This window comes from Nocardioides marmoraquaticus (genome assembly GCF_054777915.1).
The window spans coordinates 146,576-160,977 of record NZ_BAAHAA010000006.1; the positions used below are offsets into that span (position 1 = coordinate 146,576).

Here is a 14,402-nt window from a genome sequence, read left to right on the forward strand (position 1 = left end):
CCAGCCTAGGGCGCGGAGAAGTGCTGGTAGTCGGGCTCGGACCACAGCCCGCCCCACTCCCAGCCGCGCGAGGTGAAGGCGCGCACGACCGCGTCGCCCGCGTGGATCGCGCCCGCGGCCGGCTGCGCTCCGACACCGCGGTCGGCGTCGGCGAAGGCACCCCCGGCGGGCGGCAGCACGCCGCCGGCCGTGAGGTAGGGGTTCTGGACCGGGTTGAGGTCGACGGCCCGGCCGAAGGCGTGGTCGGAGAAGCGGTTTGTGCCGGCGACCGGGCGGCAGTTGTAGGCCGAGGAGTTGTTGGCCGCCATCGAGCGGTCGTCGTCGCCGCCGAAGTCGTCGACCAGCCGCAGCTGGCGGATCGGGAAGCGAGCACGGTAGAGGTCGCGGAAGATGCCGACCACGTCGTCGCTCACCCCGGCGGCCACCACCAGCTCGCCGGTGCGCGCCCGCCCGTCGAAGCCGACGTACGACACCTCGACGAGGCGCAGCCGGTCGAGGGGCACGGGGCACTCGGCCGGGCGGTGGCTGACCCCGACCATCCGCTCGCGGGTGGCGTCGTCGAGCCGCGAGACACGGGAGGTGTACGCCGGCAGCCGGCGCGTGTCGTCCCCCGGAGGCCGCTCGAGGCCGGTGCCCGCGCGCAGCCGGCGCCACTGCACCTCGGCGGCCCGGACCTGCGGGCCCTCCAGCCGCTGCGGGACGCCGCCGCCCGGCGGGATGCGGCCGGGCGTCCAGGTGTCGTCGAGCACCTCGCCGTCGGGGGCGATCGAGAGCGTGAGCACGCCGGTCTCGGAGCGGCGCGAGTTGTACCAGGCGAAGTTGCCGAGGCCGTAGGCGACGTACGCCCCGTCGAGCAGGCCCGCCCCCTGCAGCACGTGGGAGTGGGCGCCCACGACCACGTCGGCGCCCGCCCGCGCGAGCCGGGCGGCCAGCCGGCGCTGAGGGTCGGTCGGCGCGACCCGGCTCTCCTCGCCCCAGTGCAGGTAGACCACGACGACGTCGCCGGCCTCGTCGGCCGCGCGCACCGACCGCACCAGCCGGTCGGCTCCCGGACCGCGGGCCGTCGCGAGGCCGAGGCCGCCGCCCCGACCGCCCTCGTTGGCGTCCCACACCGGTGCCGCGCTCTCACGGGGTGACGCGTCGGCGGCCAGCAGGGCGACATCGGTGCCGCGCACCGTCACCCGGTGGGGCTCGTACGCCGCTGCGGCGTCGCGGCCCGCGCCGACGACGGCGACGTCGCCGCGACCGTCGGCGGCCACCGCCTGCCGCAGCCCGGCGCGGCCGTGGTCGGCACCGTGGTTGTTGGCCACGCTGACCACGTCGACGCCGGAGCGGCCGAGCAGGTCGAGCGCGCGGGGCGGGGTGCGGAACCAGTAGCGCAGCGACGGGTCCTCCCGCTCCTTCGGCGCGGGCCGGTCGACGGTCGTCAGCGCGGTCTCGAGGTTGACCATCGCGACGTCGGCGTCGGCCAGGGTCGCGCGCATCGGGCCGATGGTGCTGCCCGCGCGGTCGAGGCGCCGCGCGAGCTCGTCCTCGAAGTGCACGTCGCCGGCGAGCGCCAGAGTGATCGGCTCGGACTCGTCGTCGGTGGTCCCGGGGGCGCCCTCGACGGTGCCGACCGGGTCCTCGTCCGGCGCACCGGCCTGTGTCGCGCAGGCCTGGAGCGCGAGGCCGAGCGCCACCAGCGCGGCGGCACCCCTGGTGGCCCTGCGTGTCATCGCCCCGACCTCCCCGCCGACTTCCCGACGTACCCAGGGTGCCCAGGCAGTCCAAGACCGATCGGTTAGCGGGCGCGGGCCGCGGGCACCCCCATCCCATGCCGGAGCTGCCCGAGGTCGAGTCGGCGCGGCAGGTGATCGAGCGCGGGGCGCTCGACCGGCGCATCGTCGAGGTCGACGACCAGGACACCTACGAGTGCCGCCCGCACGCGCCCGGCGAGATCGAGGAGGCCCTCCTCGAGCGTCGCCTCCGCGCGGTCCACCGGCGCGGCAAGTCGATGTGGTGCGAGACGACCGGCATCCGCTCGCGCGACGGGGAGGGTCCGGTGCTCGGGATCCACCTCGGCATGAGTGGCCGGATCCTCGTCACCGACGGGGCCGACGGCGAGGACGAGGGCGGTGACTACCAGGGCAGCTCGTCGAGCGGCAACGAGCCGAGCCGCGGCCGGGCCCGCAAGCCGGAGTGGTACCGCTTCACGCTGACCTTCGCCGACGGCGGCACGCTGCGGCTCTTCGACAAGCGTCGCCTCGGTCGGGTGCGGCTCGACCCCGACCTCGACGCCCTCGGGCCCGACGCCGGTGAGATCGGCCGCGAGGAGTTCCGCGAGCGCGTCGGCCGCGGCACCGCACCGCTCAAGGCCAGGCTGCTCGACCAGGCGACGCTCGCGGGCGTCGGCAACCTCCTCGCCGACGAGGTCCTCTGGCAGACCGGCATCGACCCGCGCCGACCCGCGGGCGAGCTCGACCCCGACGAGCTCGACGAGCTGCGCCGCCAGCTGCGGGCCTCCATCCGCCGGGCGATCCGGCGCGGCGGCGTGCACACCGGCGAGGTCATCCCCGCGCGCCACCGGGGCGGCCACTGCCCTCGCTGCGGCGCCGAGATGCAGCGCGCCACCGTCGGCACCCGCACCACCTGGTGGTGCCCGGTCGAGCAGAACTGAGCGCCCTCCCGTCACTGTCAGGATCGGGTCGTCGGCGGGGCGTTCGCGCGACCCGTTCCTGGCGCCGAGACCCTGATTACCCGCCTGAGCGGGTAATCAGGACGTCGCTGCCAGGATCTGGTCGTCAGCGGCCCGTCCCGACGACCCGTTCCTGACATCGAGACGTACGTCGGCCCGGTGCGGGAGCGGCGTACGTCAGAGCAGGCGGTGGTGGGCGCGGCGGAAGCTGCCGGCCATGCGACGGAAGCTGAACGAGAAGCCGGGGAACATCGCGGTGATGCGGCCGGAGCGCGACTGGTACCACGACGTGCAGCCGCCCTCCTTCCACACGGTGCCCTCCATCTCGCGGTGGATCATCTCGGTGTAGTCGGCCTCGGCCTCCTCGGTCACCTCGATGGCGGTGGCGCCGGCGTCCCGGACCTCCTCGATGGCCCGCACGATGTAGCGCATCTGCGCCTCGATGAGGAAGATCGCGCTGGTGTGGCCGATGCCGGTGTTGGGCCCGGTGACGACGAAGAGGTTGGGGAAGCCCGGGATCGTCGTGCCGAGGTAGGCGCGGGGGAAGTCGTCCCACACCGCGTCGAGCTTGACGCCGTCGCGGCCCACGACGGGGTAGGAGATGATCCCGTCGGTCGCGTCGTAGCCGGTCGACCACACCACGACGTCGAGGTCGAGGTGCTCGCCGCCGGCAGTGACGATGCCGGTCTCGTCGAGGTGGTCGATGCCGTCGGTGCGGTCGTGCAGCGTGACGTTGTCGGCCGACAGCGCCGGGTAGAGCGTGCTCGACAGGATCACCCGCTTGCAGCCGAGGGTGAAGTCGGGCGTGAGCCTGGCCCGCAGCTCCTCGTCGGGCACCTGCGCGGCGAGGTGCTGGCGCGCGTGGCGCTCCGCGACGAGCCGGACGGCCAGCGAGGAGTACTTGAAGCCGATGATCCGGGTCTCCAGGCCCCAGTAGATCGCCGCGCGCAGGGCCCGGTAGAGCGGCCGGACCCCCAGCAGCCGCCGCTGCAGCGGCGTGAACTCGCGGTCGGGACGCGGCAGCACCCAGTGCGGGCTGCGCTGGAAGACGTGCAGCTCGCCGACCTCGGGTTGGATCGCCGGGATGACCTGGGCGGCGCTCGCGCCGGAGCCGACAATCGCGACGCGCTTGCCGCGCAGGTCGACGGAGTGGTCCCAGCCGTTGGTGTGGAACGCCGCCCCGCGGAAGTCGTCGCGGCCGGGGAACGGCGGCACGACCGGCGTGCTCAGCGGCCCGGAGGCGTTGACCAGGAAGCGACCGCGGAAGGTGCCGGCCTCCGCGGTGCGGACCTCCCAGTGGTCGCCGCGCCACTCCACCTCCTGCACGTCGGCGCGCAGCACGGTCCGCTCGCGCAGCCCGTGCTTGGCGATGACGTGCTCGGTGTACTCGCGCAGCTCGTCCTGCTCGGCGAACATCCGGGTCCACCGGTAGGGCTCGCCCTCGAGCGAGTAGAGCGGGGACTGCACGTCCACGGCCGCCCCCGGGTAGGAGTTCTGGCACCAGGTGCCGCCCATGAAGTCGCGCCGCTCGAGCATGACCACGTCGTCGATGCCGCGCTCGGCGAGCGCGATCGCCGCGGACTGGCCGCCGAAGCCGGTACCGATGACGACGACCTCGTGCACGCGGGCCTCCTGCTCTGCTGCGCGGTCGGGTCGGGTCGCGGTGCTGGTCATGGGGTCTCCCTATCTGATGTTGCTCGACCTCAGATTAGCCGCGATCGCCCTGGGGCGACCGTGGAACGGCTCACACCCGGGTGCGGTCGGCCACGGCGAGCAGGAAGCGCACGAGCGGGCCGACGAGCTCGTCGCGCGGCGTCGCGAAGCCGGCGTACACCCACGCCTGCACGACCTGGCTGACCCCGCCGACGACGGCCTGCACGGTGATCCGCCGGTCGGCCTGCGACCGCGGGCCGAGACCCTGCCGCTCGACCAGGGCGAGCAGCAGGCCGCCGAAGCGCGCGGTGAGATCGAGGTACGCCGCGTCCACCCTCGGCCCGACGCCGAGCACCTCGAACCACACCACCCGGGCGAGGCACGGGTCACCCTCGACGCAGGCGAAGAAGGCCTCCATGCCGACCTGCGCCTGCTGCTCCACGTCGTCGCCGACGCCCTCCAGCGCGGTGAGCACGGCGCGCTCGAGGGTGTCGAGGCAGTCGTGGTAGACGGCGAGCAGGAGGTCCTCGAGCTGCGCGAACTCCTCGTAGAAGTAGCGGTCGGCGACCCGCGCCTCACGACACAACCGGCGCAGCGTCGTCGCCCGGTAGCCGTCGGTGCCGAAGCACCGGCGGCCGGCGTCGAGCAGCTGGCGGCGACGCCGCTCCGCGCGCGCCTGCGGCGACTCCCCGCCGTACGTGCGGCCCTCGCTCACGCCGCGGCACCCCGTCGGGAATCACGAGACCTCACTCGCGGGAGGGTACGCCGCAGCAGGTGTCGCGAGTCATACCCGCGGGTAGGACATCTGTGCTCTCATGACGCCCATGACTGTCGCCGCCCGCCCTCGCACCGTGCTGATCACCGGCGCCGCCGCCGGCATCGGCCGCGAGACCGCCCTCGCCTTCGCCCGCCGCGGCGCCACCATCGGCGCCTACGACCTCGACGAGGCGGGCCTGAAGACGCTCAAGGACGAGGTGGAGGCGCTCGGCGCCGGCATCCACGTGGGCCAGCTCGACGTGAGCGACGCCGAGGCCTTCCAGAGCGCCGTCGACGGCCTGGTCGCCGAGACCGGGCGGCTCGACGTGCTGGTCAACAACGCGGGCATCCTGCGGGCCGGCCGCTTCGAGGAGATGGCGCTGTCGACCCACGAGCTCGAGGTCGACGTCAACGTCCGCGGCGTGCTGCACGGCCTGCACGCCGGCTTCACCGCCCTGCGTGACACCGCCCGCGCCCACGGCGGGGCGACCGTGGTCAACCTGTGCTCCGCCTCGGCGATCTACGGCCAGGCCGAGCTCGCCAACTACAGCGCGACCAAGTTCTACGTGCGCGGCCTGACCGAGGCGCTCGACCTGGAGTGGAAGCGCCATGGCATCCGGGTCATCGCGATGTGGCCGCTCTTCGTGCAGACCGCGATGACCAAGGACGTCTCCACCGGCACCACGCAGTCGCTCGGCATCCGGCTGACGGCGACCGACATCGCCGACGCCATCGTCGCGGCGACCGAGCCCTCGCGCGCCCGCCGCCTGATCCACCAGGTGCACTTCCCCGTGGGCCTGCAGACCAAGGCGCTCAACCTGGGCTCGCACTTCTCGCCCGGCTGGCTCACCCGCGCGGTCAACAAGCGCCTCTCCGGCCACTGAGCAGGTCATCCTGCGGGGTCACGCACGACGCGTGACCCCGCCGAGAGGCGTGGTCAGCCGCCGAAGCGCTCGTTGACCTGGTCCTCGAACTGACGGTTGCACTGCTCGACGGCCTGCTGGTCGGACCCGGCGCTGCTGAGGCAGTCCTGGTACTCCTGCGCCTCGTCGCTGTTGAGGAAGGCCGCGCCGATGGCGATGAAGGCCACCGAGATGAGCAGCCCGACCAAGCCGATCACGGCACCGGTGATGGCCAGCCCACGGCCGCTCGCACGGCCCTTCTTGGCCCTGCTCGCGCCGATGATGCCGAGCACCAGCGCGACGATGCCGAGCAGGATGCCGCCGAAGACGGTCCAGCACAGCAGCAGCGCGAGCACGCCGGTGACCAGGGCGCCGATGGCGAGGCCCTTCCCGCCCTGCTGCTGCGGCTGGCCGTACCCCTGCTGGCCGTAGCCCTGCTGGCCGTACGGCGGCTGGCCGTAGCCCTGCTGGGGGTGGCCCTGGGGGTGGCCCTGCTGCTCCGGCGGGGGCGGCTGCTGGCCGTAGGGCTGGGCGCCGTACGGCTGCTGGGGCTGCTCGGGAGGCTGGTTGCTCATGCGCGCGGTGTACCCACCTGTCGCCCGCGCAGCGCCCTGCGCGCCTCATCGGACCGCAGGGGTCGTCGTGCACCGACGTGCGCAGTGACGACGGGCTCGAGCGGCACTGTTCACCCGGCCTTCCCCATTCCCCTGCAAAACGGACATGCACCGGGCCACCATGGGAACCACGGAGGGAGACCAGGACTAGCGCGTGGAGGCGTCATGGACCTGCAGCACACCTTCTCGGGAGCACCGCACCGCGACGTCTTCGTGCTCTCCGGCGGGGCCGCGCGCGGCGCGGTCCAGGTCGGGATGCTCGAGGCGCTCCTCGACGCCGGCGTCGTGCCGCAGGCCCTCGTCGGCACCTCGGTCGGCGCCCTCAACGCCACCTTCCTGGGCTGGCGGCCCGACCGCGCCCGGGTGCGCGAGCTGCGCGGCAAGTGGCTGGCGCTGCGCACCCGCGACATCTTCCCGGGCGGCACGCTGACCCGGGTCCACCACCTGGTGCGCCAGCGGCCCTACCTGTTCTCCTCGGCCTCGCTGCGGCGCCTCATCGACGACTGGAAGCCCGTCGACCGGCTCGAGGACCTGCCCGTCCCGACCCGCGTGGTGACCACGCCGCTGGTCGGCGAGACGGCCGTCTACCACCGCAGCGGCGACCTCGCCGACCTGCTCGTGGCCTCGGCCGCGGTGCCCGCGGTCTTCGCCCCCGTCGAGCTGCCCGGACCCGACGGCACCACCACGCTCCACGTCGACGGCGGCGTCGGCGACAACGTGCCGCTGGCCGGCGCGGCCGACCTGGCCCCGACCCGGGTGTGGGTGCTCGACGCCAGCCTGCCCGCCCTGCGCCCGCCCAAGGGACGTACGCCGGTCGACGTGCTGGTCGCGAGCCTGGGCGTCGCGATGCGCGCCGGTCGCACCCCGGACCTCGGCGCGGGCGTCGAGGTCGTGCGCATCACCAGCCCCGACCGCGAGGTCCGGATGACCGACTTCTCGATGACGCTGACCCACATGAACGACGGTCGCGCGGCCGCCGAGCGCGCCCTCGACGCCGTCCACGACGCCGCCGTCGAGGTGCTGGCCCGCCGGCGCGAGGAGCAGACCGGCCCGCGCCGCGTGCTCCGCCTGCGCCAGCCCAGGGTCGCCTGAGCCTCACGCACCACGGACCTGGGCAAGCACTCTCAGGCTGCGGTCAGGCGGCTCACACGGACCGCTCACGACCGCTCCGTACGGTCGGTGTCATGCCCCTCGACCTGACCACCCTGCAGCAGTCCGGCCGTGTGCACGTCGTCCTGAACGCCGCGTCGCGCCGGGGCATCCAGGCCGTCGAGCAGGTACGCCGCCACCTCGCCGCCCTCGGCCTGCACGACGTCGAGCTCACCGCCGTGCCCACCGGCGCCGGCCTCGAGGCCGCGCTGGACGCAGCGGTCGCCGAGCAGCCCGACCTGCTCGTGGTGGGCGGCGGCGACGGCTCGGTCGGAGCGGCGGCCGGTCGCGTGGCCGGCACGCGCACCACCCTCGGGGTGCTCCCGCTCGGCACCGCCAACGACTTCGCACGCACGCTGCAGGTGCCTGACTCCCTGGAGCTGGCCACCCGCGCGCTGCGCACGGGCAAGGTGGTCGACGTCGACCTCGGGATGGCGCGCGGCTTCGGGCCCGACACGGCCTCGCGGTGCCTGCCGTTCCTCAACGTCGCCTCGCTGGGCCTCTCGGTCGGGGTCACCGAGAAGCTCAGCCCGCGGCTCAAGCGGCGTCTCGGCCCGCTCGCCTACCCCGTCGCGACGCTGGCGGCGTACCGGCACCACGAGCCGTTCTCGGCCCGGCTGGAGTTCCCCGACGGCGACCACCCGGCCCTCGAGCTCGACGACCTGCTGCAGGTCGCGGTCGGCAACGGCGTGCACTACGGCGGCGGCAACACCGTCTCGCCGACGGCCTCGGTCGACGACCACACGCTCGACGTCTACGCGATCGTGCGGGGCCGCTTCCGCGAGCACGTGTCGATCGCGCGGTTCCTGCGCGACGGCCGCTTCGTCGAGCACGACCGCGTGCACCACCTGCTGACCCGCCGGGTGCGGGTGCACACCGAGCCGCGGCTCCCGGTCAACCTCGACGGCGAGGTCGCGCTGACCACGCCCGTCGACTTCCGCGTCGAGCGCAACGCGCTGCAGGTGGTCGTGCCGCAGGAGAGCACCGCCGCCGCCCACGACGGTCGCACCGGCGGGCTCCCGCAGCGCGACGTCGCCTGACCCTTCGAGACGGTTGCTGCGCAACCTCCTCAGGGAGCAGACGACACGCCACGGCCCCGCCACCCGGGAGGGTGACGGGGCCGCGACGAGGGTGCTGGCTCAGCCGCGGTAGGAGGGCTGGGTCTGCGGGTTGAACGTCTTCATCTTCACCTTGGTGGCCGAGTCGGTGCGCTTGTCCTTGAGCTTCAGGACGTCGAGCCCCTTCTGGATGTCGTTGGAGTAGATGTAGCCGTTGTAGTAGTACGCCGACCAGGAGCCGCCGAGCTGCAGCGTCTCCTCCGACAGCGGGCCGCGGTCGAAGAAGCCGAGCTCCTTCGGCTTGGTGGCGTCGGTGAAGTCGAACACCGAGATGCCGCCCTGGTACCACGCCTGGACCATGACGTCCTTGCCCTTGACCGGGATCAGCGAGCCGTTGTGGGCCACGCAGTTCTCGGTGTTGGACTGCACTCGCGGCAGCTTGTAGTAGCTCTTGAAGCTGAGCTCGTTGAGGTTGTCGACGCTGTAGATCGCGTTGGCACCCTTCTTGCTGCCGACCGTCGGGTTGCAGGTCGCGGCGCCGCCGCCGCCGAGCTCGTCGGTGAAGATCACCTTGGTGCCCCTGTTGTTGAAGGTCGCCGAGTGCCAGAACGCGAAGTTCTCGTCGTCACGCACCCGCTCGATGACCGTCGGGTTCACGCGGTCGGTGATGTCCATCAGGATGCCGTCACCCATGCAGGCGCCGGCCGCGATGTTCTTCTCCGGGTAGGCGGTGATGTCGTGGCAGCCGCTGGTCGCCGAGGTGTAGCCGTTGCCTGGGTTGCCGCCGTCGGCGAAGAGCACCGGCTCGTTGACGACCTTGGCGTCACGGGGGTTCTTGACGTTGATCTTGACGACGCTGATCCGGTCGTGCGGCGGCGCGCAGTCGGGGAAGGCGGCCTGCGGTCCGTAGGAGCTGACGTAGACGAACAGCTCCTGGCCGTTGCGGCTCGGGGCGAGCGTCTGGGTGTGCGAGCCGCACTTGGTCTCGACGGCCGCGACGTACTGCGGGTTGCGCGGGTTGCTGATGTCGAAGACGCGCAGGCCCTCCCACGACGACTTGACCTCGGCCGACTGCGGGGTGTTCTGGCACGAGCTGCTGCTGCGGCTCGAGTCGACCGCGAAGACGAGGATGTCGCCGTAGACGGCCGGGTCGCCCTGGCCACCGGGGCACAGGTACTGCGTGATCGGCTTGGGCTTCTTGGGGTTCTTGATGTCGTAGACGGTGAACCCGTTGTAGTTGCCGGCGAAGACGTAGTTGCCCTTGAACGCCAGGTCGGAGTTGTAGGAGTCGAAGGAGCTGAACGCGCCCTGCTTGGGCACGTTGGCCACGAGCGACATGTTGCGGCTCTTGGTGATCTCGCCCTTGTCGGCGCTCGCCCGACGGTCGTCCATCTGGGCGAAGTCCTCGCCCGGCCGGCAGGCCCGCAGGAAGTTGTCGCCGGCCTTGGCGAGCTTCTTGCGCTCCTTCTCCGTGCAGACGGGGGCGCTCTCGCGGGACTCCTCCGTCGAGGTGCTGGCGAGCACCGGCGCGGTGCCGGCGGTCAGCCCGAGCAGCGCGACGCTCGCCACGAGCAGGCTGGCACGCCGTGTGCGGGGTCGCCTGAGTCTGATGTGCATCCCGAGACCTTTCGATCGATGTGGCCCAGCTGCATGGTCTACACCTGGTGCCACGAACGTCGTACCGTGTCGCCCGACGGGGTGTAAAGGGCGATCCCGGCACACCGGTGCACATCGTTCGCATTCCGTGACCTGACCGTGACCCGACCAGAGGAGCTCGCCGTGGCCATCTCGGGGCCCGCGCCGCACCACCCGACCCTGTCCGTACGACGCCTCCGCTCGCGGCTGGCGGTGCTCGCCGTCGCCGGCGTCGTCGGCCTGGGCGTCGTCGGCTGCGGAGCCGACGACGACCCTGCGGAGCAGCCGGGCGCCGCCCAGGAGCAGGGCCAGGAGCAGGCCCGGGAGCAGGACCGGGAGCAGCAGTCGGCGGGCGGCGGCGGCCCCCAGGTGGTGCAGGGCGGCGAGCCGGGCGAGGCTGCCCGCGAGGTGCCGTCCGACACCGTGGCGCCGCGCAACGAGTGGTCGCAGGACGACGCCACCTACATGTCGATGATGATCCCCCACCACGCGCAGGCCCTCGAGATGACCGAGCTCGTGCCCGACCGGGCGGACGACCCCCGCGTCGTGCGACTGGCCGAGCGGATCACGGCCTCGCAGGCACCGGAGATCCAGATGATGGCCGCGTGGCTCGACGAGCGCGACCTCGACGTGCCCCGGGCCGACGACGCGCACGCGGGGCACGGCGGGCACACGATGGACGGCATGCTCACCGACGAGCAGATGCAGCAGCTCGCCGAGACCCGAGGCGCGGCCTTCGACCGGCTGTTCCTCACCTCCATGATCCGCCACCACGAGGGCGCGCTCGTCATGGCGTCGGAGACGGCCGGCGGTGGTCTCGACGTGATCGTCGGCGAGCACCGCGACGGGCTGACCAGCGACCAGTCCACCGAGGTCGCTCGCATGCAGGAGCTCCTCGCCGACCTCTGAGCGGCCCGGCAGGACCTGGCGCAGAACTACGGGCGGCTCCGCGGCATCACACCTGGTGGAGCGGCGGCCGCCGCTCGTTCGTCACGAACCCCGGGAGCGCCCATGCACCGCAGCACCGTCGCCACGTTGATCATCGCGGCCGCCGTCGGGCTGGGCTCGGGCTCGTTGACCGCCGTCGCCCGCGGGGGGAGCGACGACGGGAGCACGGGAGGGGCGGCCGCCGGTCCGACATCCGGGACCGGTGCCTCCGCGTCATTGCTCTACCTCGACGGCCGCACGCTGCACGACGGCGACCGCGAGGTGCGGCTGCAGCAGCGGCTGCGGGACCCGGTCCGGCTCGTCCGGCTGGCCTCGGGGTGGCTCGTGGCCGACCGCACGGGCGAGAACACGTCGCTGCTGTGGCGGGTCGACGAGGACGGCGCCATGATCGACGTCACCGAGGTGCGCGACGACTGGGACCTCGACCGCACCCGCACGAAGGTGGCCGGGGTGTACGCCGCCGACGGTGTGCTCTCCGCCTGGTCGGTCGCCCCGGGCCTGGCCACCCGGCTGCTCGGGCGCGCCGAGAGCGCGCCCGAGGTGGCCGGCGTCGGGTGGCAGGGCTCCCGCGTGCTCGCGACCGAGGCCGCCGACCCGGACCCGGGTCGCACCTGGGTCTGGCGCCCGGGCGCGGAGCCGCGGCGTACCCCCGTGGTGCTGCCGGCCGAGCTGTCGGCGTCCGCCGACGGCGACCTGGTCGCGGGCGCGGTCACCGCCGAGGGCTTCACCGTCACCGACCTCCCGAACGGGTGCCTGCTCGTGGCCACGGCGCCGGGCGTCCCGGCGGGGCCCGACGGCACGGTGCCGTCGGCACAGACCTGCGACTGGCGCCCGGACCGCCAGGCCGCGGTCTTCAGCCCGGACGCGAGCCTGGTACTGGCCATCCCGGAGCGGACCGACGGCTTCGGCCCCGCCGCCTTCGGCACCTTCTCCTCGACGGCCGGGCCACGCGAGGACCTCGCCGTGCTCGACGCACCCGAGTGGACGACGGGGGCCCAGTGGCTCGACGACGACACCCTGCTCGTGCTCAGCCGCACCGACGGCGAGCTCGACGCCGGCACCGGGTCGGTGCTGCGTGCCTGTGACCGCTCGGGTGCTGACTGCGAGGTGGTGGCCGCGACCGAGCGCGGCGCGATCGTGGTCGGTGACCCCTACTGAGCGGGCGGGCGGAGCATCGGGCGGACGATGGTGCGCGCGTGGTGGATGCGCGACTTCACCGTGCCCAGCGGCAGGCTCAGCTGAGCGGCGATCTCGGCGTAGTCGAGGTCGCCGACGTCGCGCATCACCAGCGGCTCGACCAGCTCGGGCCGGCTCGCGGCCAGCACCTCCAGCGCCTCCAGCAGGTCGAGCCGGCTGCCGGCGATGACGCTGGTGGTGCGGGGGTCGGCGGCCGGCGGCAGCTCGGCCACGGGCTGCTCGCGCGCGCGTCGCTTCAGCGTGCGGTAGGTGCCGCGGGCGCTGTTGCCCGCGACCACGTGCAGCCAGGTGGTGAAGCGGCTGCGGCCCTCGAAGCGATCGATGGCCCGGGCGACCGACAGCAGGGCGTCCTGGGTCGCCTCCTCGGCGTCCTGCGGGTGCGGCAGCATCCGTCCCACCATCCGGCGCACCCGCGGCTCGATCGCGGCGAGCAGCCGCTCGAGGGCGTCGCGGTCGCCCGCCGCGGCCGCGAGGGCCAGGTCGTCGAGTGACTCCTCCACGCCGCTCAGTGCACCAGATCGTCGCCGCCGACCTGGTGCAGGATGACCCCGTGTCCCTGCCTCCCCGCCTCGGTCGGCTGCGGCTGGTCGAGCGGATCGGCGCCGGCGGGTTCGCCACCGTGTGGCGCTACCGCGACGAGGAGCTCGACTCCGACGTCGCCGTGAAGGCTCTCGCCGACAACTGGGCGCAGCGCCTCGACGTGCGCGAGCGCTTCGCCACCGAGGCCCGCATGCTGCGCCGGGCCGACGCCGACCACGTCGTCCGGGTGCACGACCAGGGCGAGACCGAGGCCGGGATCCCCTACTTCGTGATGACGTACGCCGACCGCGGCACGGTCGCCGACCTCCTCGAGGCCGGGCCGGTGCCGCTCGACGCCGCGCTCGACCTGGTGCGCCAGGCGGCGCTCGGGCTGGCCGTGCTGCACGACCACGGCATCGTGCACCGCGACATCAAGCCGCAGAACCTGCTGCTGCGCTCGCGCCCCGACGGCACCACCGAGTTGCTGGTCGCCGACCTCGGTGTCGCGAAGGCGCTGGCGCACGCGAGCGGGCTGACGCAGGTGGTCGGCACGCCCGGCTACATCGCTCCCGAGCAGGCGCTCGGACGCGGCCTCGACGTGCGGGCCGACGTGCACGCGCTGGGCGCGGTGGCGTACGTGCTCGTGACGGGTCGGCTGCCACGTCAGGAGGGCTTCGCCGGGCTCGTGGACGGCGAGGAGGTGCCCCCGCCCTCGAGGGTGGCCGACGTGCCCGCCTGGCTCGACGCCCCGCTGCTGCGCGCGTTGGCGCGCGAGCCGGACGACCGGTGGCCCGACGTCGCGGGCTTCGTGACGGCGCTCGACCCGCTGGCTCCAGCTGCGGAGCCGGCCGGGGAGTCGGCCCGGGACCACGGGTCGGCCGCGGCGTCGGTGGTGCGGCTGGTGCTGCTCGCCGCACTGGTCGCGGCGGTCTGCTTCGCGGCGGCGTACGGCGCCACGGTCGTGCTGCGCGGGTGACCCCGCGGGTCCTGCTCGCCGTGCCCCCGCTGGGCACGCGGGGGGACGGCGTCGAGCTGGTGGTGCTCAGTCCTGCGCGGCGCGCTGGGTCGGGATCACGTCGCCCAGCAGCTCCTTGACCTCGGACTCGCGGTAGCGGCGGTGGCCGCCCAACGTGCGGATGGCGGACAGCTTGCCCGCCTTCGCCCAGCGCGTGACCGTCTTCGGGTCGACGCGGAACATGGCGGCCACCTCAGCAGGCGTGAGGAGGGATTCGGACTCGGTCGGACGCGTAACCACGGCGTGCCCCCTTGGATCAGATGCGAGCTCTTTGCTCTG

General features: G+C 73.5%; 14 protein-coding genes. 7 read left to right on the plus strand and 7 right to left on the minus strand.

Annotated elements, in window-relative coordinates; translation table 11 throughout:
• Positions 1-5 precede the first annotated feature (5 nt).
• On the minus strand, positions 6-1,718 hold the full coding sequence (locus ACYU8I_RS06715) for a CapA family protein (protein ID WP_460838768.1): 1,713 nt from the start codon (positions 1,716-1,718) through the stop codon (positions 6-8).
• A gap of 98 nt (positions 1,719-1,816) precedes the next feature.
• Between ACYU8I_RS06715 and ACYU8I_RS06720 the strand changes: the two genes are divergently transcribed.
• Positions 1,817-2,659, plus strand: coding sequence for a DNA-formamidopyrimidine glycosylase family protein (locus tag ACYU8I_RS06720; RefSeq protein WP_460838771.1), 843 nt, complete (start codon positions 1,817-1,819; stop codon positions 2,657-2,659).
• 195 nt (positions 2,660-2,854) lie between these two features.
• Here ACYU8I_RS06720 and ACYU8I_RS06725 read toward each other — a convergent pair whose 3' ends face one another.
• Together ACYU8I_RS06725 and ACYU8I_RS06730 are read right to left on the minus strand one after the other, a co-directional pair.
• Complete coding sequence (locus tag ACYU8I_RS06725) at positions 2,855-4,351, minus strand: flavin-containing monooxygenase (RefSeq protein WP_460838773.1); 1,497 nt, start codon at positions 4,349-4,351, stop codon at positions 2,855-2,857.
• 70 nt (positions 4,352-4,421) lie between these two features.
• Complete coding sequence (locus tag ACYU8I_RS06730) at positions 4,422-5,045, minus strand: TetR/AcrR family transcriptional regulator (RefSeq protein WP_460838775.1); 624 nt, start codon at positions 5,043-5,045, stop codon at positions 4,422-4,424.
• Positions 5,046-5,145: 100 nt separating this feature from the next.
• On the opposite strand from ACYU8I_RS06730, the gene ACYU8I_RS06735 reads away from it, so the two are divergent.
• Positions 5,146-5,970, plus strand: coding sequence for an SDR family oxidoreductase (locus ACYU8I_RS06735; RefSeq protein WP_460838777.1), 825 nt, complete (start codon positions 5,146-5,148; stop codon positions 5,968-5,970).
• Between the two features lie 53 nt (positions 5,971-6,023).
• Here the strand turns inward: ACYU8I_RS06735 and ACYU8I_RS06740 are convergent, their stop codons facing one another.
• Positions 6,024-6,563 (minus strand): DUF4190 domain-containing protein, encoded by a 540-nt coding sequence (locus ACYU8I_RS06740; protein WP_460838779.1) that lies wholly within the window; start codon positions 6,561-6,563, stop codon positions 6,024-6,026.
• Between the two features lie 204 nt (positions 6,564-6,767).
• Between ACYU8I_RS06740 and ACYU8I_RS06745 the strand changes: the two genes are divergently transcribed.
• Together ACYU8I_RS06745 and ACYU8I_RS06750 are read left to right on the plus strand one after the other, a co-directional pair.
• Entirely contained in the window at positions 6,768-7,694 is a 927-nt protein-coding gene (locus ACYU8I_RS06745) for a patatin-like phospholipase family protein (protein WP_460838781.1), read from the plus strand.
• 92 nt (positions 7,695-7,786) lie between these two features.
• Positions 7,787-8,791, plus strand: a complete 1,005-nt coding sequence (locus ACYU8I_RS06750; RefSeq protein WP_460838783.1) for a lipid kinase — start codon at positions 7,787-7,789, stop codon at positions 8,789-8,791.
• A gap of 99 nt (positions 8,792-8,890) precedes the next feature.
• On the opposite strand, the gene ACYU8I_RS06755 is transcribed toward ACYU8I_RS06750, so the two are convergent.
• Positions 8,891-10,378: an LVIVD repeat-containing protein gene (locus ACYU8I_RS06755; protein WP_460838785.1), complete on the minus strand. Its 1,488-nt coding sequence runs from the start codon at positions 10,376-10,378 to the stop codon at positions 8,891-8,893.
• Between the two features lie 210 nt (positions 10,379-10,588).
• On the opposite strand from ACYU8I_RS06755, the gene ACYU8I_RS06760 reads away from it, so the two are divergent.
• Both ACYU8I_RS06760 and ACYU8I_RS06765 read left to right on the plus strand, forming a co-directional pair.
• Positions 10,589-11,353 (plus strand): DUF305 domain-containing protein, encoded by a 765-nt coding sequence (locus ACYU8I_RS06760; protein ID WP_460838787.1) that lies wholly within the window; start codon positions 10,589-10,591, stop codon positions 11,351-11,353.
• 102 nt (positions 11,354-11,455) lie between these two features.
• The gene (locus ACYU8I_RS06765) at positions 11,456-12,550 is read left to right on the plus strand and encodes a hypothetical protein (RefSeq protein WP_460838788.1); all 1,095 of its coding nucleotides are present in this window, start codon (positions 11,456-11,458) and stop codon (positions 12,548-12,550) included.
• Here ACYU8I_RS06765 and ACYU8I_RS06770 read toward each other — a convergent pair.
• The gene (locus ACYU8I_RS06770) at positions 12,544-13,089 is read right to left on the minus strand and encodes an RNA polymerase sigma factor (RefSeq protein ID WP_460838790.1); all 546 of its coding nucleotides are present in this window, start codon (positions 13,087-13,089) and stop codon (positions 12,544-12,546) included. The genes ACYU8I_RS06765 and ACYU8I_RS06770 overlap by 7 nt on opposite strands.
• Positions 13,090-13,139: 50 nt before the next feature.
• On the opposite strand from ACYU8I_RS06770, the gene ACYU8I_RS06775 reads away from it, so the two are divergent.
• On the plus strand, positions 13,140-14,084 hold the full coding sequence (locus ACYU8I_RS06775; protein ID WP_460838792.1) for a serine/threonine-protein kinase: 945 nt from the start codon (positions 13,140-13,142) through the stop codon (positions 14,082-14,084).
• Positions 14,085-14,150: 66 nt separating this feature from the next.
• On the opposite strand, the gene ACYU8I_RS06780 is transcribed toward ACYU8I_RS06775, so the two are convergent.
• On the minus strand, positions 14,151-14,363 hold the full coding sequence (locus ACYU8I_RS06780; protein WP_460838794.1) for a BldC family transcriptional regulator: 213 nt from the start codon (positions 14,361-14,363) through the stop codon (positions 14,151-14,153).
• Positions 14,364-14,402 lie beyond the last annotated feature (39 nt).

What these genes read in the sequence shown, in the direction of transcription:
- ACYU8I_RS06735 (WP_460838777.1), top strand. Translation starts at nt 5,146, where the DNA reads ATGACGCCCATGACTGTCGCCGCCCGCCCTCGCACCGTGCTGATCACC.
- ACYU8I_RS06750 (WP_460838783.1), top strand. Translation starts at nt 7,787, where the DNA reads ATGCCCCTCGACCTGACCACCCTGCAGCAGTCCGGCCGTGTGCACGTC.
- ACYU8I_RS06740 (WP_460838779.1), bottom strand. Translation starts at nt 6,563, where the DNA reads ATGAGCAACCAGCCTCCCGAGCAGCCCCAGCAGCCGTACGGCGCCCAG.
- ACYU8I_RS06720 (WP_460838771.1), top strand. Translation starts at nt 1,817, where the DNA reads ATGCCGGAGCTGCCCGAGGTCGAGTCGGCGCGGCAGGTGATCGAGCGC.
- ACYU8I_RS06725 (WP_460838773.1), bottom strand. Translation starts at nt 4,351, where the DNA reads ATGACCAGCACCGCGACCCGACCCGACCGCGCAGCAGAGCAGGAGGCC.
- ACYU8I_RS06715 (WP_460838768.1), bottom strand. Translation starts at nt 1,718, where the DNA reads ATGACACGCAGGGCCACCAGGGGTGCCGCCGCGCTGGTGGCGCTCGGC.
- ACYU8I_RS06745 (WP_460838781.1), top strand. Translation starts at nt 6,768, where the DNA reads ATGGACCTGCAGCACACCTTCTCGGGAGCACCGCACCGCGACGTCTTC.
- ACYU8I_RS06765 (WP_460838788.1), top strand. Translation starts at nt 11,456, where the DNA reads ATGCACCGCAGCACCGTCGCCACGTTGATCATCGCGGCCGCCGTCGGG.